The organism is Hymenobacter ruricola, from assembly GCF_015694525.1.
Classification (GTDB): domain Bacteria; phylum Bacteroidota; class Bacteroidia; order Cytophagales; family Hymenobacteraceae; genus Hymenobacter; species Hymenobacter ruricola.
In genome coordinates, this window is record NZ_JADQDM010000013.1 from 105,483 (window position 1) to 128,743 (window position 23,261).

Consider the following 23,261-nt stretch of genomic DNA (forward strand, 5'->3'; position numbering starts at 1 on the left):
CCTTTTCACGTCAACGTTCAAACGTGAGAAGGTCCTTCGCTGCGCTCAGGATGACAGACGGCCATTCTTACGCCAGCAGCCAGCCCAGCAGCGCGGCCCGCGCCGTCCAGGCCAGCGTGCGCAGCCAGTTGGTGCGGGTGAGGCCGTCGATGGCAATGTAGTCGAAGCCGCCTTCGAGCCGGTTGTGGAAGGGCACGGCGATGAAGAACGTGGCGGCCCACACCAGCCCCACCAGGGCCAGGCTCCACCAGCCCGCGCCGCCGGGCAGCACCGCGCGGCCGGCCCAGGCCAGCCAGCCGGCCAGGGCCAGCTCCAGCACCATGGGGGCCATTACCACGAAGCTCATGCGGCGGGTGTGGGCCGCGTGGAAGGCCGGCCACGCCGCTTTCGGCACCAGCCCGAAGCTGGGGTAATGCACCACCTGCACCGTCCAGATGAGGCCGGTGAGGTAGGCGGCCGCGGCGAAATTGAGCAGGAGCAGGAGGCGAAGGGTCATGAGCAGGAAAAATAATTCTGGCCTGAACATACGGCTTCCGGGCTCGCCGGGGGCCCGCAAACGTTCCCGTAAATTCCCGCTTGCCGGCCCCGCCAGGGCCGAACATTTCCGTTCCCAGGCGCTTGTGCGTAGGTTCGTGCCGCAACTTTTCTGCCCCCAACCATGCCCATTACCCCCGAAACCCTGACGCAACTTTTCCCGCCCGACGAGGCGGCCATCCCCGACGCCTGGCGCCGGCCCGCGCCCCTGCACCAGCGCCAGTACTTGCTCGACGGCGAGCTGCGCGAGTGGCAAGGGCCCACCCAGGAGGTCGTGTCGCCCATGTTCGAGCGCCAGCCCGACGGCTCCCTCAAGCCCCGCGTCATCGGCTCCTACCCCCTGCTCGACGAGGCCGAAGCCCTCAACGCCCTCGATGCCGCCGTGCGCGCCTACGACCACGGCCGCGGCGAGTGGCCCAGCATGAGCGTGGCCGACCGCATTGCGGCCGTCGAGAAATTCACCCGCCTCATCGTGGCCCGCAAGGCCGAAATCGTGAAGCTGCTGCTCTGGGAGATTGGCAAGTCGACGGCCGACTCCGAAAAGGAGTTCGACCGCACCGTCGACTACATCCGCAACACCATCGACGCCCTCAAGGACCTGGACCGCGACTCCTCGCGCTTCACCATTGAGGAAGGCATCATCGGCCAGATTCGGCGCTCGCCGCTGGGCGTGGTGCTGTGCATGGGCCCCTTCAACTACCCGCTGAACGAGACGTTCTGCATGCTCATTCCGGCCCTCATCATGGGCAATACCGTCCTCTTCAAACCCCCGAAACACGGCGCCCTGCTGCACTTCCCGTTGCTGCAGGCCTTCACCGAAGCCTTTCCGAAGGGCGTGGTGAACACCGTATACGGCCGCGGCAACACCGTGGTGCCGGCCCTCATGGCCTCGGGCAAGATTGACGCGCTGGGCCTCATCGGCAGCAGCCGCGTGGCCGACTCGCTCAAGAAGCTGCACCCCAAAAGCAACCGCCTGCGCGCTATCCTAGGCCTCGACGCCAAAAACGCCGCCATCGTGATGCCCGACGCCGACCTGGACGTGGCCGTGAAGGAGGCCGTGCTGGGCGCGCTGAGCTTCAACGGCCAGCGCTGCACGGCGCTCAAGATTTTCTTCGTGCACGAGGCCATTGCCGAAGACTTCGTGCAGCGCCTCGCCGCCGAAATCAACAAGCTCAAGCCCGGCATGCCCTGGGACGAGAAGGTGAACATCACCCCGCTGCCCGAGCCCCAGAAGCCCGGCTACCTGGCCGAAGTCATTGCCGATGCCCAGGCCAAAGGCGCCCGCATCGTGAACGAAGGCGGGGGCACCGCGGCCGGCCCGCTGGTGTTTCCGGCCCTGCTCTACCCCGTGCAGGACGGCATGAAGGTGTGGCGCGAAGAGCAGTTCGGGCCGGTGGTGCCGGTGGCGTCTTTTGCCAAAGTCGACGAAGCCATTCAGTACATCATCGACTCCGACCACGGCCAGCAGGTGAGCATCTTCGGCTCGGAGTCGAAGGAAGTGGCCGACCTCATCGACCAGCTGGTGAACCAGGTGAGCCGCGTGAACATCAACGCCCAGTGCCAGCGCGGGCCCGATACGTTCCCCTTCACCGGCCGCAAAGACTCGGCCGAGGGCACGCTCTCGGTGTTCGACGCGCTGCGCTCGTTCAGCATCCGCACGGTGGTGGCCACCAAAATGACCGACGCCAACAAGCACATCCTGAACGAAATCGTGGACGGGCAGGAAAGCAGCTTCCTGAGCACCCGGTTCATTCTGTAGGCAGCCTGCAAGCTTCGTTCCGGCCCAACCAAAGCCCTTCCCGGCCGGAACGAAGCACCCGCCGGCCCACCCGATGCACCGGCCGGACTGACCGAAGCATCTCACGGCTCATCCGATGCCTTCCCCGGCCTCCTCTATGCACTTCCCGGCACGACCAATGCATTTACCGGAGCTATTTCCGGTGTTTTGGGCATGAAATCCGGCTTGGAGACGTGCCAAGTAAATGCCCGAAGCAAGCACCTTTATGCTAGTTTCGGGCATTTGGCGTTACTGCTTCATCTTTTCACGTTTTTTCGCCCGCTTATGCGCCGCCGCCTACCCTTCCTCGCCTGCTTGCTGCTACACTGTTTAACGTTGCGCGCGCAGCAGGCTCCGTCCACCGCCGCGTTCGATGCCTATTGCACGACTTTCTTCAAGGAAATCCAGGGGCTTTCGGACGCCAAAGAGTACCGCCAGATTCTGAGCCGCTACCCGGAATGGGAAGCGAAGTACAACGCCCTGGGAGCCGCCGACAAGCAGTTGTTTCGGGGCGCGCTGGCCAATAATGTGGACTACAACCGCGCCTGCTACTATGCCCTGCTGAAGGACCGGCCCAATGCCGTGCTCAGCTTCCGGCAGGCCGTGGAGCACGGCTATAAGAACTACAGCCACGCCAAAGTGGACAGCGACCTGGACCTGATTCGGGGCGACAAAGACTTTCAGCAGCAAATGGCACTCATTCGGGAGCACGGCGACTTCATTTACGTGCTGCAGCAGGCCAAGGGCTACGCCCCGAACGAGGCCCGCAAGCTGCCCGCCTTCACCTACCAAAGCGCCGACGAGCCGCACCTGGTGGCCCTGCGCAAGACCTACAAGCTCGATTCCATTGCCGGGCAAGGCAACGAGGTGTCGCGCTACATCAACCTGCTGCACTGGGTGCACGAGCAGGTGCCCCACGACGGCAACCACGAAAACCCGGCCGTGCGCAACGCCCAGGACTTGCTGCGCGTGTGCCGGGCCGAAAAGCGCGGCCTGAACTGCCGCGGCCTGGCCACCATCCTCAACGAGGCCTACCTGGCCATGGGCTACAAGGCGCGCTTCGTGGGCTGCCTGCCCAAAGACAGCACCGACTACGACAGCCACGTCATCAACGCCGTGTACTCGCCCAGCCTCCAGAAATGGCTCTGGATGGACCCCACCAACGACGCCTACGTGATGAACGAGCAGGGCCAATTGCTCAGCATCGAGGAGGTGCGCGCCCGCATCATCGACGGCCGCCCCCTGCTGGTGAACCCCACCGCCAACTGGAACCACAAGGTTTCCAAAACCAAGGAGGACTACCTCTACCAGTACATGGCCAAAAACCTGTACAAGCTGCAATGCCCCCTGAGCAGCCAGTACGACCTGGAAACCCGCGGCGCGACCAAGTCTTTGCAGTACGTCACGCTGCTGCCGGCCACGGTCGGCGCGCACAAGCCCGCGGTTAGGAACACCCAGGACGGCCCCACCTCTTTCACCCTGTACAACACCAGCAACGCAGCCGCTTTCTGGCAAAAGCCCTGACGGGAAGCCTGGTCCGACGCGTTGTGCAGTAGCTTTGGCGCGAAGCGCTGGCCGTTCGGTGCTTCTCCTTTCCGGTTCTGCTCATGCCTGGTTTTCGTTGGGTGTATATGTTGGTGGCCGCCGCCCTTGGCCTGAGTGGGCCCAGCCGGGCCCAGCCAATGGGCTACCGGTTTTCGCGGGACATTCTGGCGCAATGGAAGCAGGACCCGGAGTGGTCGAACTACCAGAACTACGCCGTGCAGTTCTCGCAGATTGGCGACTACGCCAACACCCTCGCGGCGCAGTCGGCCTACGAGAAGGGCCGCAAGCAAGGCGATACCAACATCAAGTTTGACCCCGCGTATTTTGCCCGTTTCCACGCCGTGGGGGCCCAGCAGGAACTATTGAAACGCACCGCCGGCCGGCAGCTGGTCATTCTGAACGAAGCCCACTACCAACCGCTGAACCGCGTTTTCACGCGCAGCCTGCTGGCGGGCCTGTACCGGCAGGGATTCCGCTACCTGTGCCTGGAGGACCTGGCCAACGGCCCCGATGCCGACGCCGGCCTCAACCAGCGCAAGTACCCCGTGCAAGGCACGGGCTACTACATCGTCGAGCCGCAATACGGGGACCTGGAGCGCCACGCGCTGGCGCTGGGCTTCACGCTGGTGCCGTACGAGTACGTGCCCGGCGGCGGCGACGCCGCCAACCCCATGGCCCGCATGCAGGCGCGCGAAACCGGCCAGGCCCGCAACATTCAGCAGATTTTGACGAAGGACCCGCAGGCCAAAATTGTGGTGCACTGCGGCTACGGCCACCTCGTGGAAAACCTGTTGGGCGACGGCCAATTCGGTTTCATGGGCGCTTTTCTGAAGAAATACACCGGCCTCGACCCCTTCACCATTCACCAGGTGGATTTGCTGGAGCACGCCGACGCGACCCTCGACAACCCCTACCGCGCCCTGATGCGCGCCACCGAACCCAGCGTATTCGTCGACGGCCAGGGGGCTTTATTCAACAGTGCCCAAAACTCGGAGAAGTGGGACGCTTCGGTGTATTTCCCGCCCACCACCTACCAGCACGGCCGCCCCACGTGGCTGCTCCTCGGCACCGAGCGGAAATACTTTCGCCTGAATGCCTCCCAACTCACGGTGGCCTTTCCCTGCCTGGTGCGCGCCTACAAAGCCGGCGAGGACCTTAGCCAAGCCATTCCGGCCGATGTTATTGAGCTGCCAAGCGGCGCGCAAGACCGGGCACTGGTGCTGGACAAGGGCCGCTACACCCTGCTGCTGCAAGACAGCCTGGGCAAGCAGCAACAGCTGGCGGTTACGGTGCGCTAGCGCCTGGGCAAAGGGTCCTCGCCGTGCAACGGTTGGGGTTTACTATTGTCGTTTTGAACCCATCGGCTGCGGCCGCCCCGCTATCATCACCTCCGCACTTTTCTCATGAGAAAACCCCTATTCCTGTTGCCGCTGCTGGCCGCGGCCGTCACGGGCTGCCCCAGCAATTCGCTGAAAACGGCCAATTCCGGCGACAAGCCCGACCTCCTCTACACCGCCCTGGACACCACCGTGGCGCCGGGCGACGACTTCTTCAGCTACGCCAACGGCACCTGGATTAAGAACAACCCCATTCCGGCCTCGGAAAGCAACATGGGCATCGGCAAGAAAGTGCAGGACGAGATTTACGCCCGCCTGCGCCAGACCAGCACCGAAGCGGCCAGCGCCAACGCCGCCGATGGCACCAATCAGCAGAAAATCGGCGATTTCTGGGCCGTGGGCATGGATTCGGTGAAGGCCGACAAGCTCGGCGCCGCGCCCATCAAGCCGGAGCTGGACCGCATCGCGGCCATGAAAACCGCGGCCGAGGTGCCGAGCGTCATCGCCCACGAAATTCCGCTGGGCGTGCGCGCCCTCATCGGCCCGCGCGTGGGGCAGGACGACAAGAACAGCGACAAAATGGTGCTCTACCTGCACCAGTCCGGCCTGGGCCTGCCCAACCGCGACTACTACTTCAACACCGACACCCGCACCAAAAACATCCGGGCCGAGTACGTGAAGCACGTGGCCAACACGTTCAAGCTGCTGGGCCAGGATGCCGTTACCGCTCAGTCCAATGCCTTCCGAGTAATGGCCCTGGAAACGGCCTTGGCCAAGTCCTCGCGCAAGCTCGAAGCCCTGCGCGACCCCTACGCCAACTACCACAAAATGAGCATCGCTCAACTCAACAAGCTCACGCCGGGCATCGACTGGAAGGCGTGGTTTGCCCAGATGGGCGTGGCCAACGCCGACACCGTGGTGGTGGGCCAGCCCGAGTTTTACCAAACGGTGGGCCGGCTGCTGAAGGGCTACGCAGGCTTGGATGACTGGAAAGCCTACCTCAGCTGGCAGCTGGCGCGCACGTTTGCGCCCACCCTCAGCAGCGGTTTTGTGAATGAGAACTTCCACTTCTACGGCACGGTGCTGCGCGGCGCCAAGGAAATCCGGCCGCGCTGGAAGCGCGTGCTCGACATGCAGGAAGACGCCCTGGGCGATGCCCTGGGCCAGCTTTTTGTGAAGGAATACTTCAAGCCCGAAACCAAGGCCCGCTACGACACGCTGGTAAAAAACGTGACCACGGCCTTCGCCGAGCACATTCAAAAACTGGACTGGATGAGCGCGCCCACCAAAACCGTGGCGCTGGACAAGCTGCACAAAATCACGCCCAAAGTAGGCTACCCCAACAAGTGGAAAGACTACTCCAACCTGAAAGTTGACCGTAGCTCGCTGGCTGAAAACGTGATGCGCGCCAACCAGTGGCAGTATCAGTACTACCTCAACAAGCTAGGCAAGCCCGTGGACCGCACCGAGTGGGACATGACGCCGCAGACCTACAACGCCTACTACAACTCCTCAAACAATGAGATTGTGCTGCCCGCCGCCGCCTTCGCCGTGCCCGGCCTGCTCGACGCCGACGCCGACGACGCGCTGGTGTACGGCTACGCCGGCGCCAGCACCATCGGCCACGAGCTCACCCACGGTTTCGACGACGAAGGCAGCCAGTACGACGCCCACGGCAACCTGCACGAGTGGTGGAGCAAGGAGGACCGCCAGCGCTTCAACCAGCGCGTGAATGGCATTGTGAAGCAGTTCAACGGCTACACCCTGCTCGACTCGCTGCACATCAACGGCAAGGCCACGGCCGGCGAAAACATTGCCGACCTCGGCGGCATCGTCATCGGCCTCGATGCCTTCAAAAAGACCAAGCAGTACAAGGAAGGCAAGAAAATCAACGGCCTCACGCCCACGCAGCGCTACTTCCTGGGCTATGCGCTGGGCTGGCAGATGCACGTGCGCGACGAAAGCCTGGCTTCGCAGCTGCTCACCGACGTGCACTCGCCCGCCCAGTACCGCGTGAACGGCCCCATGGCCGACGTGCCCGCCTTCTACGAAGCCTTCGGTGTGAAGCCCGGCCAAAAGCTCTACCGCCCCGATTCGACGCGCGTGGTTATCTGGTAAGTGTTGGGGTGGTAGGTTGTCATTGCGAGCGCAGCGAAGCAATCCGTCCTTTCAGAATTAGACGTTCCCTTTTACCAGAAAGCCCCGGCTCTGCACAGTGCTGGGGCTTTTCACGGCTTGAGGCTAGTCGCTGAGAATAGGACGGATTGCTTCGCTGCGCTCGCAATGACAACCTACCACCCCGCTACTTCGCTGCTGGCAAACTCACCGTCACGTTGGTGCCGGCGCCGGGGCGGCTCTGAATGACGAGCGTGCCGCCGTGGCGGTGCACAAAGGCCCGGCACAACGCCAGGCCGAGGCCCAGGCCGGTAGCGCGGGGCTTGGGCGTGGGGGTGGGCTCGGGCAGGGCGGGGCCGCTCATGAGCGAGGCCACGGTGGTGGCGCTCATGCCCGGCCCGGTGTCGGTGCAGCTGATGAGGACCATGGCGGGGTCGTCGGGGTCGGGGGCGGCTTCGAGGTGCACGTGGCCGCCGGTGGGCATGAACTTGAGGGCGTTGCCCACCAGGTTGCGCAGGATGGTGCGGGCCATGTTGCGGTCGGCCATTAGCTGCAGGCCATCGGGGGCGGCCATGGTGATGTGCTGCCAGCTGGCCGCCGCCGTGGTCTGGTACAGGGCCTGGCACTCGCTGAATAAGTCCGCCACCGCAATGGCTTCCGGGCGGCATTCCAGCTCGCCGGTCTGGCTCACGGCCCAGTTCAGCACGTTGTCGAGCAGGTGGTTGAGGCTGTCGGCGGCCTGGCGCACCAGGGCCGGCAGGCGGGCCAGGCCGGCTTGGTCGTTTTGGGCAATGTAGGAGTCAATCAGGCTGGTGACCCCGGCGAACGCCGTGACGGGCCCGCGCAGGTCGTGGGCCACAATGGCGTAAAGCTTGTCTTTGAACGAGGCCACGCTGCGCAGCTCCACCGATACTTTTTCCAGCGCCTTGTTGTTGGCGGCCAGCTCGGAGCGGCTGCGGCGCAGGTTGAGGTAGAAGTACACGGCCACCAGCAGGGCCAGCGCCAGCACGGCCACCGCGCCTATCAGCACGCGGCTGTGGTTCACCTGCTCGTCGTGCTGCTCGGTGAGCTGGCGCAGGCGGCGGGCGCGCTCCTGGGTTTCGCTGCTCACCTGGGCCGCCGCCAGAGTCTGGATGGTCTGGCGGTTGTTGAGGGTGTCGTTGAGTTCCACGTAGCGCTGGTTCCACTCGTAGGCCTCGCGGTAGTTTTTGTGCTCGGCGGCCTCGGCCGAAAGGATGCTGTAGGCGTCGAGCACGCGCTCCAGGTAGCCGCTCTGGCGGGCCAGCTTCAGGGCTTCGCGGGTGGCAGCGTCGGCGCGCTCGGGCTCGTCGGTCTGGATGTAGTACATCGCAAACATGATGAGCTGGTTGGCCTGGCTGCGCAGCGCGCGCTGCCGCCGGCTGATGGCCAGGGCCTGGGTGAGCAGGCGCTTCACCCGGCCCATGTTGCCGGCGCGCATCTGGTAGGTGGCCAGGCTGGAGAGGTAGTTGGCCTCGGCGGTGGAGTCGCCCTGCCGGCGGGCCAGCGCCAGCGCCAGCGAATCGAAGTGCATGGCCTGGGGCAGCTGCTGCCGGAAAAACAGCAGCCCGCTCACGTTGCCCAGCAGCCGCATGCGGGTGGTGGGCGTCACGCCGGGCTGGTTCACCAGCCGCAGGGCGCGGCGGTAGTGCCGCCAGGCCGAGGTGGAATCGCGCCGCTCGTGGTAAATGCTGCCCTGCGCCGTGTAAGCTTGCACCAGCCCGTCGGGGTCCTTCAGCCTCAGGGCCAGGGCCTGGGCTTCGGCGAGGAGCGTCAGGGCCTCGGGGCCGTTGGAAAGGTTGGCGTAGCAGCTGGCCAGGTTCAGCAGGCTGGGCAGCAGGCCGCGGGCTTGCGCTTCGGCCGGCAGCGCGCGGGCCAGCGCCACCGCCGACTCGCCGTAGGGCAGGGCGCGGGCGGGCTGCTCGTTGTGCAGCACGTAGCACAGGGCGTTCAGCAGCCGCAGGCGGGCGGTGTCGGGCAGGCGCGTGGCCAGCTGCAGGCGCATGGCTTCGACGCGGGCCGGCGTGGTTTCGCCCGCCCGGACCCGCGCAGGCGCCAGCACCGCCCCGAAGGCAAGCAGCCAAAACAGCAGGAATCCGGGCCGGGTCATAATTGGCTGCATAATGCTAGCCAAAGATACGCACACTCCGGTCAAACTTCACGCTTTAATGCTATTTTAGCATATTCCGGGACGCAAAATTCATGTACCAACACTGGCTAAAAAGCGCCGCCAGGTAGCCTCAGCACTTTATTTTCGCAACCCGCTGTTGGTGACGGCCGCCTTCAAAATTTGTCTTTAGGAAACTTGATACAATTTCGAGGGCCTGCTCCCCGCTCACGTAGCGGGCCGGGACGCACAGCACGTTGGCGTCGTTGTGCTGCCGGGCCAGAGCCGCCAGCTCGGGCAGCCAGGCAATGGCGGCCCGCACGCCGGCGTGCTTGTTGGCCGTGATGCACACGCCATTGGCGGAGCCACAAAGCAGAATGCCCTGGGCAAACTCGCCCGCGTCCACGGCCGCCGCCAGCGGGTGCGCCACGTCGGGGTAATCCATCGAATCGGCAGAATGGGTGCCGAAATCCTGCACGGTGTGGCCTTGCTCAATCAGCCAGGTGCGCAGGGTTTCTTTGAGGGCAAAGCCGGCGTGGTCGGAGCCGAGGGCAATGTTCATAGCTTGATTAATGAGTTGGAGGAACAACGCAAAAGCACGTCATGCCGAGCGTGAGCGAAGCATCTCTACCGCAGCAGTAATTATTTACTCTTCGCGGTAAAGATGCTTCGCTGCGCTCGGCATGACGTTCAAACTTACGTTCTACTAAAACACTACTACGCCCCTTGCTCGGCGGCCTGCTGCCGGGCCAGCTTGGCGTTGAGGCGGGCGGCGTCGCCGCGGCGCACCACGCGGGCGATGTGAATGCTGAGCTCGTAGAGCAGCAGGATGGGGATGGTGACGATAATCTGGGCCGAAATATCGGGCGGGGTGATGATGGCCGCGATGATGAGGATGACCACAATGGCGTGCTTGCGGTAGACCTGCATGATTTCGGGCGACACGATGCCGGCCTTGGCCAGGAAAAACACAATCATGGGCAGCTCGAACACGAACGCGCACGAGAGGCTCATGGTGGTCAGCGTGCTCAGGTAGCTCTGCATGTCAATCTGGTTTTCGATGGTGGGGTCCACCACGTAGCCGGCCAGGAAGTTGATGCTCAGCGGCGCCGCCACGTAGTAGCCGAACAGCAAGCCCAGCGCGAACAGCAGCGACACAAAGAATACGGCTCCCTGCGAGTTGGCCCGTTCGTGCGGGTAGAGGCCGGGCTTCACGAAACGCCAGATTTCCCAGAACAGGTAGGGAAAGGTGAGGCAGATGCCCACCATGAACGAGGTGCTGATGTGCATGCTGAGCTGCCCGCTCATCTGCCGGTTCTGAATCACGAAGCCGATTTTGTCGATGCACAGGTCCGGCGCGTGCACCCACGCCCCAAACTTGCAAAACATGCGGTAGGTCCAGAAATCGGGCCGCGACGGGCCCAGAATCACGTCGTGAAAAATGAATTCCTTGGCAAAAAACGCCCCGGTGGTGAACACCACCACCGCAATGGCCGACCGGATGATGTGCCAGCGCAAGGCCTCCAGGTGGTCGATGAAGGACATTTCGTGCGGTTCGCCCGAGGGATTGAGTTGTTGAGGTTGCACGGAGGGAGAAGAGAAAATAAGAGGGAAGGATAAAACCGTTTGTCATCCTGAGCGCAGCGAAGGACCTTCTCACCGCTGTAGCATCTTACTGCTAGTCATTCAGCGGTGAGAAGGTCCTTCGCTGCGCTCAGGATGACAAACGGCTCAACCCTACTTACGTAAAAAGCTACGCAAACAGCGGGTAGTCCTGCAGCCAGGCGTTTACGCGCTGGCGGACTTGCCCGATGCGGGTGTCGTTGTCGTGGTGGGTCAGGGTTTCGTCAATCAGCTCCACGATGCGGGCCATGTCGGCCTCGCCCAGGCCGCGGGTAGTTACGGCGGCCGAGCCAATGCGGATGCCGCTGGTCACGAACGGCGACTTGTCGTCGAAGGGCACCATGTTTTTGTTGATGGTGATGTCGGCGCGCACCAGCGTGTTTTCGGCCAGCTTGCCGCTGAGGCCCTTCGAGCGCAGGTCAATCAGCATGAGGTGGTTGTCGGTGCCGCCCGAGATGATGTCGTAGCCCAGGCCCACGAAGGCTTTGGCCAAGGCCTGCGCGTTGCGGGCCACCTGCTGGGTGTAGGTTTTGAAGTCGTCGCTCAGCGCCTCGCCGAAGGCCACCGCTTTGGCGGCGATGACGTGCTCCAGGGGGCCGCCCTGGGTGCCGGGGAACACGGCGCCGTCGAGCACGGCCGACATGGGGCGAATTTCGCCTTTCGGGGTTTTCAGGCCGAAGGGGTTTTCAAAGTCTTGGCCCAACATGATGAGGCCGCCGCGCGGGCCGCGCAGGGTTTTGTGCGTCGTCGTCGTCACGATGTGGCAGTGGTCGAAGGGCGAGTTCAACAGGCCCTTGGCGATGAGAGCCGAAGGGTGCGAGATGTCGGCCAGCAGCAGGGCGCCCACTTCGTCGGCGGCTTCGCGCAGGGCGGCGTAGTTCCAGTCGCGGGAGTAGGCCGAGGCCCCGCAGATAATCATCTTGGGACGCTCGCGGCGGGCAATGTCTTTGATTTTGGACCAGTCGATGAGGCCGGTTTCGCGCTCCACGCCATAAAAGCTGGGCTGGTAGAGCTTGCCCGAGAAGTTGACGGGCGAGCCGTGGGTGAGGTGGCCGCCGTGGCTCAGGTCGAAGCCGAGGATTTTGTCGCCGGGGCTCAGGCAGGCCAGCATCACGGCGGCGTTGGCCTGGGCGCCGGAGTGAGGCTGCACGTTGGCCCACTGCACGCCAAACAGCGCCTTCACGCGGTCGATGGCCAGCTGCTCTACCTGGTCCACGATTTCGCAGCCGCCGTAGTAGCGCTTGCCGGGCAGGCCCTCGGCGTACTTGTTGGTGAGCACGGAGCCCTGGGCGGCCATCACCTGTTCCGAGACGTAGTTTTCGGAGGCAATGAGCTCAATGCCGTGGGTTTGGCGGGTTTTTTCCTGGGCGATGAGGTCGAACACGGCGGTGTCGAGCAGGCGAGCGGGGGCGGCGGTTTGCATGGGCGTAAAGGTAATAGGGGAAGGGGCGAAGATGGGAAGGGGTAGCAAGCATTAGGAACGTCCTGTCGCAAGCGCTAGGAACGTCATGTCGAGCCTGTCGAGACATCTCGCACGCCACCACTAATCCTTTTGATTGGATTACTGCTCCGAGCGAGATGTCTCGACAAGCTCGACATGACGTTCTTACTTCCCACTTCCCCCTATTGTGCCCCGTCCCAACTCCCCAATTTCCCGTTTCCGTCGTTACTTGCTACTGCCTTTGCCCCTTGCCATGTCCGCGCCTCTTGCCGAAACCCTTACCCAGCTGCGCGTCGGCAATCAGAAGTTTCTGATTGACTTCTACCAACGCTCGCGGCACCTGTTTGCCCGCTGGGCCCAGCGCCAGCACCAGCTGGGGCCCGCCCAGGCCCACGGGCTGCTGCAGGACACCCTGCTCGACTTCTACGACCAGGTGGCCGACGGCCGCATCACCAAAATGCCCGACGACCTGCGCGCCTTCCTCTACGGCATGGCCCAGCAGCGCCTGGAGGCCAACGTGCCCGCCCACGTGCCCCTGCCCGCCGCCGAAGCCGGCCGCCGCCAGCGCCTGCTGGCCCAGTTCAACCAGCTGGGGGCCGACTGCCAGCAGGTGCTGACCTACTTTTACTTCCGCGGCTACAACTTCGAGAAGATGGGCGGCAAGATGGGCTTTCCCAACGCCACCGTGGCCCGCCTCCAGAAAAGCACCTGCCTGCGCAAGCTGTACGAGCTGCTGCGGTAGAGGAAAAATGGAGTCGTCGTCTGTCATCCTGAGCGCGGCGAAGGACCTTATTACCAAAGAACGATTAGCAGTAATTACTACTCCAACTACTCCAACCGTAATAAGGTCCTTCGCTGCGCTCAGGATGACAGACGCTTGTTGAACTCCATCTCTCTATCCCCCTCCTCCCCTCACATCCCATGGACCTGCGCCCTTACTTCGACGTGCTCGAACGCTTTGCCGACGGCCAGATGGCCCCGGCCGAGCAGGAGGCTTTTGAGCTGCGCCTGGAGCAGGACGAGGCCCTGGCCGACGCCCACGCCGCCTACGAGCAGCTCACCGCCGACCTGCGCTGGGCGGCCGGCCACGACACCCTGCGCCTGCGCCTGCAAGCCCTGGACGAGCGCATGAACGAGCGCGGCACCGCCCTGGCCCGCGCCGAGCGCCTGAGCCAGCGGCGGCAACGCCTGCTCACGGTGCTGGGCACCCTGGGCGCGGTGCTGCTGGTGGCCGCCACGGTGGTTGCCTGGTTTGTGCTGGGCCCCAGCCGCGCCCGCCCGCCGCGCAGCTGGGAAGCCTACTACCAGCCCGACCCCGGCCCCGTGGTGACGGCTGCCCTGCTGCATACCCGCCCCCTGCTCTCCGAAGCCCTCGACCAGTACCAGTCGGGCCACTACCCGGCGGCGCTGCACTCGCTGGGCCGCGTGAGCCCCACCAACGTGGGCAACGACACGCTGCTCTACCTGCGCGGCCTCATTTTGCTGCGCCAGGGCCAGGGCAGCGCCGCCCAGCTCTACCTGCGCCGCGTGCGCGACGAAACCACCCCCCCGAGCGAGCTCACGCGCCGCGCCCGCTACCACCTGGGCATGGCCTACTGGCAGGCCAAAGAGCTGGCCCCGGCCCTGGCCGAGCTGCGCGCCGTGGCCGCCGACTCGCTCAACCCCTACCGCGCCTCGGCCCGGCGGGCGGTGGCGGCCGGCGTGCTGCAAGGGCAGTAGCGCCGCAAGCTGTTGCGGCTCGGTGGCCGCGCCAGCTGCGAATCGTTCGGACGGTACCGTTCGATGCAAGTTGTTCAACGACGAGACGCAACATGTTGCGTCTCTACCACAACTGGACCCAGCTGATATAAAAAACCGGTCCCGGGTGGTATTGCACCACCCGGGACCGGTTTTTTACCACTTGCGAGTGGTGCTACACCACCCGGGAGTGGTTCCGGACCACCCGGGAGTGGTTCCGGACCACCCGGGGGGTGGTTGCAAACCACTTTCGGGTGGTTCGGAACCACTCGGGACCGGTTCGGAACCACCCCGGAGTGGTCGGGAACCACTCTGGGGGTGGTTGCGAACCACTTCGGACCGGTCCGGCACCACCCGGGAGTGGTTTCCGACCACTTAGGCGGGGGTGGCCTTGGCGGCTTTGGCCGCTTTTTCGGGGCTGATGCGGTGGGCGTAGCGCTTTTTCATGATTTGGCGGGAGGCCTGCACGGCGGCGGTTTCACCGTTGTCCTTGTTCATGTCTTCGTACACGTCGTCGGCGGTTATCATGGCGTCGGCGCCGACCACGCGGAAGGTATCGGTCACCTTTTGGGAAAGGGGCGCGAGCACGGCCTGGATGCGGCGCAGGACTTCCACCAGGGCCACGTCTTTTTCGAACTCGGCCAGGTCGAAGCCGCGGCGGGTGAAGTCGATGCTGGCCCGCGTGGCGTCCAGGGCCGCCATGACGAAGGGCAGGCCGTCGAAGCCGATGTTGCGCAGGCTGCGGCTTTCCTCGGGCTGCAGGGTGAGGAGGAAGGGCATCAGGGCTTCGACCTGATGGAGCAGGTCGACGATTTTCTGGGCGTCGGCCATAGAGAGGGTTTCGGAAATGCGGTTGCCTTGCTTCATGAGAATTGGGGGGTAAACTGAAAAAAGAAAGATGAAAAAAACGGACGGCCGGGCCCGAAGGCTCCGGCCGTCCGCGTGTGCTGGTAAATATAAGCAAAACGGTGTGGCTATTTTTCTATTTGTAACTGTTCGCGTTTTACTACCTGGCCGCCGCGCAGGATGTGCACGAAGTAGAGGCCGGCCGGGAGCTTTTCGGTGTGCAGGCGCAGGGTGGTTTCGGCGCCGCGGCTGGCCTGCTCGGCGCGGGGCCGGCCGGTGGCGTCGTAGAGGCGCACCGTGACGGGGCGGGCGGCGTCGGCATCTTCGATATGCACGTCCACGGTTTCGCGGGCGGGGTTGGGGTAGAGCGTGGCCGAGCGAGCGGCTTGCAACCCGTTGTCGCCACAGGGCGTGATGACGTTCAGGGCGCTGATGTCGGAAGTGCCGCAGCCGTTGGTGGCGGTGATTTCGATGTGGCCTACCAGACCGCCCGTCCGACCGGTGCGCACGGCGTAGGTCCCGCTAGAGGAAACCCCCGTGCCAATCAGCGATAAGGCCCCGGTGACGCTGATTGCGTAAGTTGCCTGCGGGTCGAAGTTGTCGATGCGGCACACCTTTGTGACGGGGCCGCAATCGGTGCCCCAGTTTGGCCCTTGCGTGGCCGGGCTGGCGGGCGGGCCCACCGCCACGTCTTTAAACAAGGAAATTGGCGCACACCCCGCGCTGATGGTCAACTGAACGATGCCCAGGCCGTTCGAGGCATTGCTGGTTTGAAACGTTGGGCCCGTGCCGTTGGCCACGGTAAACAAAGTAGCCGGCGTGGCCGTCCAGGTGTAGGTGTAGCGCGGGTCCTGCAAGGGGCTGGTGAACGTGGAGGGGCCACACACCGTGACCGGACCGGCAATGGTCTTTCCGTCGGCGAGCGAGCATTCCGTCGCGCAGGTCAATGAAATATTGGCCGCCAGGTTGTTTTCCATCTCGTTGAACATCCACTGCGCTTGCCGGCCGGGAAACCGGGGATGCTCGAAGTTGTAAGCGGCTTGCCCCGTGTTCGGGCTCGTGTAGGGCCCTTGCGCAATGAAGCTCACGGGCAACGGTTGGCTGGGGCCGGTGGTCACGTTGCTGATGTAGCTGGCCCGCGTGGTGATGTTGTCGAACTGGGGCACGTCGAGGGCGCTGGCCGTGGGCACAAAGCAAAAATTATCGGCCAGTGCGGCGTAGGACTCATAGCCGAACACGGGCAAGGGAAACCACCACCACGTGCCGAAGGCGGTGCCCGTGGCAATGTCTATTTGCCCTTTTATGCGCTGGGTGCCGCCTGGCAAGCCGTCCCAGGCAATGGGGTTGTTGGGCGGCGACTGGTAGTCCCAGCGGGTGAGGTAGATTTTGGTGCTAAACACCAGCACCCGTACCTGCTGCCACACCCGCAAGCCGCGCCGTTCCCAGGGGGATGTTGTAGGTGACGCGCACCTTCACGCGCTTGGTGCCCGCCGTGGCGTAGCTGGCCGCCAGGGGCTGGCCCCAGGTGGCGGGCAGGTAGCCGCGGCCGTCGCCGAAGTCGAGGCTGAGGCTGCGCAGGCTGCCGCCCCCGCTTTGCACGTGCAGGGCCTGCGTGAAGACAAACGACACGTTGCCGGTGGGGGCCGTGCTGCGCGCCGGGGCGGCGGCAAACACGGTGCGCACCCGGTAGGGGCTTTGCGTGCGGCCGGGCACGTCGAAGAGCTGGTCGTTTTGCCCGGTGAGCAGCCCGGCGGTCACGGCGTCGGGCCGCAGGGTGGCGTAGTCGAGGCGCTGCACCAGCAGCGGAATGGCCGGGCCGGCGGCTTCCTGGGCTTGCAGCGCGGTGTTGAGGTCGGGCAGCAGGGGCAGGGTGCAGGGGCCGTTGATGTTGCCGCTGAGCACGGTGCCGTAGAGCAGCCGCCACACGTCGACGGTGGTGCGGTTGGAGTCCTGCAGCGTGCCGGCAAACAGGCGCAGGGGCGCAAAGCGGGCGCCGTATTCTTCCAGGTAGGGCGTGGGCACCTGAGTTTTGTCGACGTTGGCAAACATATTATCCAGGTACAGCCGCACCGAGTCGAGGGGCGGGGCGCTCTGGGCGGCCACGCGGCCCAGGGCCAGCAGCCAGCAGCACAGCAACAAGAGGGTAGTCTTTTTCATACGCGTTAGGGAAAAGGGTGAAAAGAATGGCTTAGAACTTGGCGTCGAAGCGGCCTTGCGTAATGCGCAGCGTGTCGCAGCCGGCACGGGCAATAGTTGCGTTAAAGGTTCCGGCTATTATTCGGCTATTGACGTCTAATCGCGTGATGAGTAAGGTTGCTTTCCGGTAAGTCACGTCGCGGCTATCATACATAAACCCACAAGGTGCTGGCCCACCACTCGAATAAAGCACTTCCCCGATACCTGTACCTAAATTCAGGGAATAGCTGCCTTCTGCCTTGATGGGGGCAGCATCTATACTTAGATATTTTGTGAGCCCACCACCTTCTGTTCTATAGGTTTCAATCACAATTGACCCTCCTCTAAATCCCGGGTCATATGTAATTCCAAGGTTGTTGGTACCCGTGTTCCCTTGTGGGGTATACACCTGCCCGTTGACGAGGCAGCCGAAGGTGCCGGCGCCGGTCTGGGTGGCGGGCGGGAGCTGGGCGGCCGGGTCCTGGGGCGTGGGGTCGTTTTTGCACTTGCTGCACTGGGTGAGCGTGAGAAGGCACAGGTACAGCAGGAATTTGCGGAGGGCGAGGGAGGAAGGCATGGAAGGAGGCTTAGAACTTGGCGTCGAAGCGGCCTTGCGTAATGCGCAGCGTGTCGCAGCCAGGCTGGGCTGTTTTGAAATTGAAGGTACCCGAGATAATTCCGCCGCTTAAACGTGAAATAATAAGCACTCCATTCACGTAGGCACCTCTACTGCCGTCGTATTCACTGCAAGGGAAAGCTCTACCTCTATCGAAGAAAGACGCCGACTGCTGTCCCATAGATACCAGTGAATAAGTACCCGCTTTATTTATCCCTACGCCCCCAAGAATAATCGTACGCTTGGTACTGGCACAATCCCCGGAGCAATTGTAAGCTCTGAGGTCTAACGTGCCGCCTTGAAATGTTGGGTCATAGGTCGCGTTGAAGTTGCTAGTCCCGGTATTTTCGCTGGGGGTATACACCTGGCCGTTGACGAGGCAGCCGAAGGTGCCCGCGCCGGTCTGGGTGGCGGGCGGGAGCTGGGCGGCCGGGTCCTGGGGCACGGGGTCGTTTTTGCACGTGCTGCACTGGGTGAGCGTGAGAAGGCACAGGTAGAGGAACAGCTTGCGGAGGGCGAGGGAGGAAGGCATGAGAAGGAGGCTTAGAACTTGGCGTCGAAGCGGCCTTGCGTGATGCGCAGCGTGTCGCAGCCGGCTTGCAGCAGCTTGAAGGAGAACGTGCCCGACACGACCCCATTGCGGGTGTCGAACCGGGTGATTGCCAACTGCCCCTCCCGGTAGGCCACGTCTTGGTCAGAAGTGATGAGGTTACAACCATTTAAAGCCCCTGGTGTGTCGGTATAAGTAGCGGTACATATGCCTGCGGGCCTTGCAAATGAATACACTCCAGTGCCTGTAACCGGGGCAGCTGAAATCGAGAAGTATTGCTGACGCCCATCTGCGATTCTGTAGGCTCCGATGTTCAGGTCGCCCCCCCGGAAACTCGGGTCGTATATCACATCAAAATTGCTAGAGCCAACGTTGCCTTTCGGTGTCCAAGCCAGCCCATTAATCAGGCAGCCGAAGGTGCCCGCGCCGGTCTGGGTGGCGGGCGGGAGCTGGGCGGCCGGGTCCTGGGGCGTGGGGTCGTTTTTGCACTTGCTGCACTGGGTGAGCGTGGCCAGGCACAGGTAGAGGAACAGCTTGCGGTTCATGCTATGGTGCGTTGAGGGTGGAGCGGGCATCTTTCGCCGACGAAGGAAGATACGCCTAACGCAGGGGTAAAGCTCCACCGGATAATAAGGTGATAAAAGGACACTTCGGCCCTAAATGCGACATCGGTTTTCCGGCGTTGTCTGGGAGTCCACTCGGCCATTGGGCCACCGGCAAGGCCCTAGCTCAACGTTCAGCCAGGTTTCTGTTGGCGAACTATCACTTTTTCCTCTCCAAAATCAGCTCGATTGCGACATGCCTTGTCCAGCTTGCGCCGCCCACGAAAAAGCCCCAGCCACTGACGTAGCTGGGGCTTTTCAACCAGGCGGAACGGCGCGGAGCGCGGCTCTCGGCCTCAGTCTTTCACCACGCGCTGGCGCAGCACCTGGCCGGCCACGGTGGCGGTGAGGATGTAGGCGCCGGCTGGGCCGGTGGGCTGCACGTGCAGCGGCGCCGCGCCGGGCGCCACGTCCTGGCGCCACACCTCGCGGCCCAGGCCGTCGAGCAGGCGCAGGGTGGCGGTGGTGGCGGGGTGGCGCAGCTCCACGGTCAGGTCTTGGCCAAACTGCGTGGGGTAGGCGGAAAACACGGGCTCCTCGGCCTCGAAGGTGAACTGCTGGGGGCCGTAGTAGCGGGGCTCGCCGGGGGTGCGGTCGTCCTGGCGCAGGCGGTAGTAGCGGCGGCCGGCCTTGCCCTCGCGGGCATCCACGAAGCGGTAGCGGCGCGGGGCGCTGCCGGTGCCGCCGCCCTGGGCCGCCACGAAGCCGATTTCGCTAAACGTCTTGCCGTCAAGCGAGACTTCGATACCGAAGCCGCGGTTGTTCTGCTCGGTGGCGGTGGTCCAGCTCAGCACGGCGTTGCGGCCCTCGCGCTCGGCTTTAAATTCGGTGAGGCTCACCGGCAGCGGGGCAATGAAGTCGCCCAGCGTCCAGCGCGAGAAGCCGTCCACGGCGCCCAGGGTGGCGTAGCCGGTGCCAGTGGGCGTGCCCGCGCCGGCCGTGCTCACGCCCCGGGCCGCCCAGGTGGCGCCGCCGTTGGTCGACTTAAAAAAGCGCAGGTTGCCCCGGCTGATGCCGTTGAGCTCGTGGTCGAGGTAGCGCAGGGTCAGGGTCAGGTTGAGGCCGCTGAGCACGTCGGCGTCGATGTCGTAATACCGCAGAATGCCCTGGCGGCCGCCCACGCCCACCGGCGCCGTGCCGGTGATGCGCGTCACGAAGGTGCTGCCGGGCAGCGTGGAGCCCGTGGCGGGCGTCATTTCTAGGCCCACGCCGCCGAAGTCTTCCAGCACGCCGGCCGTGGGGGTGCGGTTCACGTCCACGCGGCCCAGCACGTAGCTGGCGTCGGTTTCCACGAGGTTGGCCAGACGGTCGAGGGTCAGGGCGTAGCGGCTGCCGGTGGCCAGCACGCCGCTGAGCATCTGCACGCCGTTGTACACGGTGGCGTTGCCGGTGAGGGTTTTGGTGCCCGCGCCGTTCACTTCCAGGTTGAAGTAGAGGCCGCCGCTCACGGTTTGGGGACCGTTGCCGGTCAGCTTCACCTTGCCCGTGGAGCAGGTGAACTGGCCCGAATTGACCATGTTGCCCCGGATTTCGATGTCGCCCAGTGTCTGAGCAAAGGTGCCGGTGTTGGTGAAGTTGCCGGTCACGAGCATGTCGCCGCCGGTATGGTTCAGAATGCCGGCGTTGATGAGGTCGCCCTGCACCACGGTCACGCCGCTTTCCACCACCATCAGCTGGCCGCTGCTCACCGAGAAGGTGCCGAGCATGGTGTTGGCGCGGCTCACCAGGCTGTTGACGCCGCTGGTGCCGGTGTTGGTCACGCTGGCCACGGTGTTGCCCGAGAGCTCGTTGCGGCCCGCGTCCACGCCCAGGGCCGTGAGGGCGGCCGAGCTCGTGCCCGTCAGACTCACGTTTTTCACCAGGTTGCCCGTCACCTCGTTGGTGAGGGTGCTGCTGTTGCCGCAGTTCATCACGATGCCGCGGAAGCTTTGGGTGCCGGCGTTCGTCCAGATGCCCGCCGTGGCGCCGGCCGCCTGCCCGCCAATGGCGTTGTTGGCCACCAGGGCGTCGTTGGCGGCGCTGCCGGGGCCGAAATCAATGCCGGTCTGGGCGGTGGTGGGCACGGCTGCGGCGTTGTAGTAAATGTTGTTGTTGCGAATGGTCCAGGCATCGCCATTGCCGGCGCCTACCTGCACGCCGGTGCGGGTGAAGTTGAACAAGTCATTGCCGGTGAGGGCGAAGCCGTCGTTGGTGCCGCCGCCCGCGTTGGCCGCGTACACCAAGTTGGCGGGCAGCAGGGCCGGGTCGGCGTTGCCCACGCTGCTTTGGGTGAGGGCGTTGTCGTCGTTGCCGGTGGCGTAGCCGTCGCCGATGACCACCACGCCGCTGGTCCAGGAAGAGGTGGCGCCGCGCACCACAATTTGGCTGGCGGTGTTGTGCGACGCATCGCCGCTGAACACCAGGGCCGGCAGCAGCTGGCTGCCCTGGCGCACGGTGAGGGCGCGGGGGCCGCCGTTGTTGCCGCTGAGCGTGGCGTAGGCGCTGCCCGCCCCAAACGTGACCGTGCCGTTGATGACCACCGTGACGCCGGCCGCCGGCCGGATGGTGAGACCGTTGGCCGCGGTGCCGGTTTTGTTCAGGAACACGTTTTCCGAATAGGTGGCGTCGAGCAGCTCCAGCTCATACGCCACGGGCAGGGGCGAGGGCACGGCGGCCAGCGCCAGCGCGATGGTGGGATACTGCCCGCCCGGGGCTGTGCCGACGGGGACGACGACCGTGGCCTGGGCGCGGCTGCCCAGCAGCAGCAGCGCCGTCAGCAGCAGCGCCACCAGCTGCCAGCGGCGACGCACCCACCACGGCAGGGCGGGCAGCTGGCCAAAGGAATGGTGGGAATGGTTGGTGGAGGGTATCAGTTGCTTCATTGTAGTAGGATGTTGGTTTGCTAAAGGGAATCCGACCGGCGTCACTGCCTGGCCAATGCGAGCAGCAAAATCCCTGTGGTGAAGAGGTCAGCAATACAAGACTGACGTTTGGCAAAGTGACATTTTTGTCCTTATTACCCCAATGCCAACCCCAGTCATTCGCACTCTTGCAGCCGCAACCGATTATTGCATTTATCAAACCTATCCTTCACCCTACAAGAGTGCAATAGCGCAATCAATTATTGAAAGAGAAAATGCAATTGTCAATTCATTTTGTTGCCTGAATCCTAGCCATTTCATTTGATATTGCTATTAAATTAAAAATAATTGCGTTTTACACCCAATCCGATTTAATGAATAATGACGTACTTAATGATTAAGTAAAAACACACCGGCAAAATTGCATATTTATGATTATTCCAATCACACGCCCTGAGATTTTATAACGCGAATTCTAACTACTTATAAAGCGGCATTACCACCCACTTCGCAAAATGCAAAATCCCGCACCCCATAACGGGAATACGGGCCGTTGTCAAACTCTGGTACTGCCGTTGTTTCAGCGCTTGCCGATGGCGTAGGGTGGTTCGCAGTTTGGCACCAGTAGCAGTTCCCAACTGTCCAGATTCAGGGCGGCCAACTGGCCCAGCTCCGCGTTGTGGCGGTACACGCAGCCGGCGTCGAGGCCCAGCGCGCCGGGCCGGCCGGCGGCTTTGCTGCGCACCTGGGCGGCGGCCGTGGGCACGTGGCCGTGCAACAGCCGGCGCCCGCCCAGGCGGGAGGCGTCGTACACGAATTTCTTGGTGTTGAGCATGGTGGCGTGGTCCTGCCGCATCTCGGCCGGCGGCAGGGCAAAATTGTAGCCGGCGTGCACCAGCACGAAGTCGGGCAACTCGATTTCGTAGGGCAGGGCGGCCAGCCAGTTGAGGTAGGGCGCCGGAATGTCGGCCAGGCGCCGCACGCCGAAGCTGCGCAGCGTGGGCTGCCGGCCGCGGGGGCCCAGCCAGTCCCAGCGCCAGCGGTGGCGGGCGGCGTCGAGCAGGGCCTGGTCGTGGTTGCCGCGCAGGCAGTGCACCCGGTAGCCCCGGGCCTGCAGCTGCATGAGGTAGTCGAGCACGCCGCGGCTGTCGGGGCCTTTGTTCACGTAGTCGCCCAGCAAATACAGCTCGTCGCGCGGGGTCAGGCGCAGCTCTTCCTCCACCAGGTGGCGAAAGGTGTGCAGGCAGCCGTGCAAGTCGGTGGTGGCAAAGCGGCGCATAGACGCAGGTGTTGGAGTTGCCAATAATTAATCAAAAAAGAACGTCATGCAGAGCGTCAGCGAAGCATCTTTACCGCAACAGTAACTCCTTTTAATTGGATTACTACAGCGGTAAAGAT

General features: G+C 63.7%; 19 protein-coding genes. 6 read left to right on the forward strand and 13 right to left on the reverse strand.

Going from position 1 to position 23,261, the window contains the following annotated elements; translation table 11 throughout:
* Window positions 1–67: 67 nt before the first annotated feature.
* Window positions 68–496 (reverse strand): hypothetical protein, encoded by a 429-nt coding sequence (locus tag I2H31_RS19410; protein WP_196294719.1) that lies wholly within the window; start codon window positions 494–496, stop codon window positions 68–70.
* Window positions 497–658: 162 nt separating this feature from the next.
* On the opposite strand from I2H31_RS19410, the gene I2H31_RS19415 reads away from it, so the two are divergent.
* The 4 genes from I2H31_RS19415 to I2H31_RS19430 all read left to right on the forward strand — a co-directional run bounded on the left by I2H31_RS19415 (window position 659) and on the right by I2H31_RS19430 (window position 7,311).
* On the forward strand, window positions 659–2,293 hold the full coding sequence (locus I2H31_RS19415) for an NADP-dependent glyceraldehyde-3-phosphate dehydrogenase (RefSeq protein ID WP_196294720.1): 1,635 nt from the start codon (window positions 659–661) through the stop codon (window positions 2,291–2,293).
* A gap of 303 nt (window positions 2,294–2,596) precedes the next feature.
* Complete coding sequence (locus I2H31_RS19420; protein ID WP_196294721.1) at window positions 2,597–3,835, forward strand: transglutaminase-like domain-containing protein; 1,239 nt, start codon at window positions 2,597–2,599, stop codon at window positions 3,833–3,835.
* 83 nt (window positions 3,836–3,918) lie between these two features.
* The gene (locus tag I2H31_RS19425; RefSeq protein ID WP_196294722.1) at window positions 3,919–5,154 is read left to right on the forward strand and encodes a hypothetical protein; all 1,236 of its coding nucleotides are present in this window, start codon (window positions 3,919–3,921) and stop codon (window positions 5,152–5,154) included.
* 105 nt (window positions 5,155–5,259) lie between these two features.
* Window positions 5,260–7,311, forward strand: a complete 2,052-nt coding sequence (locus I2H31_RS19430) for a M13 family metallopeptidase (RefSeq protein ID WP_196294723.1) — start codon at window positions 5,260–5,262, stop codon at window positions 7,309–7,311.
* A gap of 184 nt (window positions 7,312–7,495) precedes the next feature.
* Here I2H31_RS19430 and I2H31_RS19435 read toward each other — a convergent pair whose 3' ends face one another.
* From I2H31_RS19435 to I2H31_RS19450, 4 genes are all read right to left on the reverse strand, one after another.
* Window positions 7,496–9,436, reverse strand: coding sequence for a sensor histidine kinase (locus I2H31_RS19435; protein ID WP_196294724.1), 1,941 nt, complete (start codon window positions 9,434–9,436; stop codon window positions 7,496–7,498).
* Between the two features lie 130 nt (window positions 9,437–9,566).
* Entirely contained in the window at window positions 9,567–9,995 is a 429-nt protein-coding gene (rpiB, locus tag I2H31_RS19440; protein ID WP_196294725.1) for a ribose 5-phosphate isomerase B, read from the reverse strand.
* 155 nt (window positions 9,996–10,150) lie between these two features.
* Window positions 10,151–11,020, reverse strand: coding sequence for a twin-arginine translocase subunit TatC (gene tatC / locus I2H31_RS19445; protein ID WP_317192246.1), 870 nt, complete (start codon window positions 11,018–11,020; stop codon window positions 10,151–10,153).
* Between the two features lie 166 nt (window positions 11,021–11,186).
* Complete coding sequence (locus I2H31_RS19450; RefSeq protein ID WP_196294726.1) at window positions 11,187–12,479, reverse strand: serine hydroxymethyltransferase; 1,293 nt, start codon at window positions 12,477–12,479, stop codon at window positions 11,187–11,189.
* A 271-nt stretch (window positions 12,480–12,750) separates the two neighbouring features.
* Between I2H31_RS19450 and I2H31_RS19455 the strand changes: the two genes are divergently transcribed.
* Together I2H31_RS19455 and I2H31_RS19460 are read left to right on the forward strand one after the other, a co-directional pair.
* A complete protein-coding gene (locus tag I2H31_RS19455; protein WP_196294727.1) occupies window positions 12,751–13,239 on the forward strand; it encodes an RNA polymerase sigma factor in 489 nt (162 codons plus the stop codon).
* A gap of 179 nt (window positions 13,240–13,418) precedes the next feature.
* On the forward strand, window positions 13,419–14,216 hold the full coding sequence (locus I2H31_RS19460) for an anti-sigma factor (protein ID WP_196294728.1): 798 nt from the start codon (window positions 13,419–13,421) through the stop codon (window positions 14,214–14,216).
* A 393-nt stretch (window positions 14,217–14,609) separates the two neighbouring features.
* Here the strand turns inward: I2H31_RS19460 and I2H31_RS19465 are convergent, their stop codons facing one another.
* The 8 genes from I2H31_RS19465 to I2H31_RS19500 all read right to left on the reverse strand — a co-directional run bounded on the left by I2H31_RS19465 (window position 14,610) and on the right by I2H31_RS19500 (window position 23,142).
* The gene (locus I2H31_RS19465; RefSeq protein WP_196294729.1) at window positions 14,610–15,101 is read right to left on the reverse strand and encodes a hypothetical protein; all 492 of its coding nucleotides are present in this window, start codon (window positions 15,099–15,101) and stop codon (window positions 14,610–14,612) included.
* A gap of 107 nt (window positions 15,102–15,208) precedes the next feature.
* The gene (locus I2H31_RS19470) at window positions 15,209–16,480 is read right to left on the reverse strand and encodes a T9SS type A sorting domain-containing protein (protein ID WP_196294730.1); all 1,272 of its coding nucleotides are present in this window, start codon (window positions 16,478–16,480) and stop codon (window positions 15,209–15,211) included.
* The gene (locus I2H31_RS19475) at window positions 16,473–17,237 is read right to left on the reverse strand and encodes a hypothetical protein (protein ID WP_196294731.1); all 765 of its coding nucleotides are present in this window, start codon (window positions 17,235–17,237) and stop codon (window positions 16,473–16,475) included. The genes I2H31_RS19470 and I2H31_RS19475 overlap by 8 nt, the downstream gene beginning before the upstream one ends.
* 31 nt (window positions 17,238–17,268) lie before the next feature.
* Window positions 17,269–17,832: a hypothetical protein gene (locus I2H31_RS19480; RefSeq protein ID WP_196294732.1), complete on the reverse strand. Its 564-nt coding sequence runs from the start codon at window positions 17,830–17,832 to the stop codon at window positions 17,269–17,271.
* 10 nt (window positions 17,833–17,842) lie between these two features.
* A complete protein-coding gene (locus I2H31_RS19485) occupies window positions 17,843–18,403 on the reverse strand; it encodes a hypothetical protein (RefSeq protein ID WP_196294733.1) in 561 nt (186 codons plus the stop codon).
* 11 nt (window positions 18,404–18,414) lie between these two features.
* Window positions 18,415–18,966, reverse strand: coding sequence for a hypothetical protein (locus I2H31_RS19490; RefSeq protein WP_196294734.1), 552 nt, complete (start codon window positions 18,964–18,966; stop codon window positions 18,415–18,417).
* Between the two features lie 353 nt (window positions 18,967–19,319).
* Entirely contained in the window at window positions 19,320–21,884 is a 2,565-nt protein-coding gene (locus tag I2H31_RS19495) for an autotransporter outer membrane beta-barrel domain-containing protein (protein WP_196294735.1), read from the reverse strand.
* 559 nt (window positions 21,885–22,443) lie between these two features.
* Window positions 22,444–23,142, reverse strand: coding sequence for a metallophosphoesterase family protein (locus I2H31_RS19500; RefSeq protein ID WP_196294736.1), 699 nt, complete (start codon window positions 23,140–23,142; stop codon window positions 22,444–22,446).
* Window positions 23,143–23,261 lie beyond the last annotated feature (119 nt).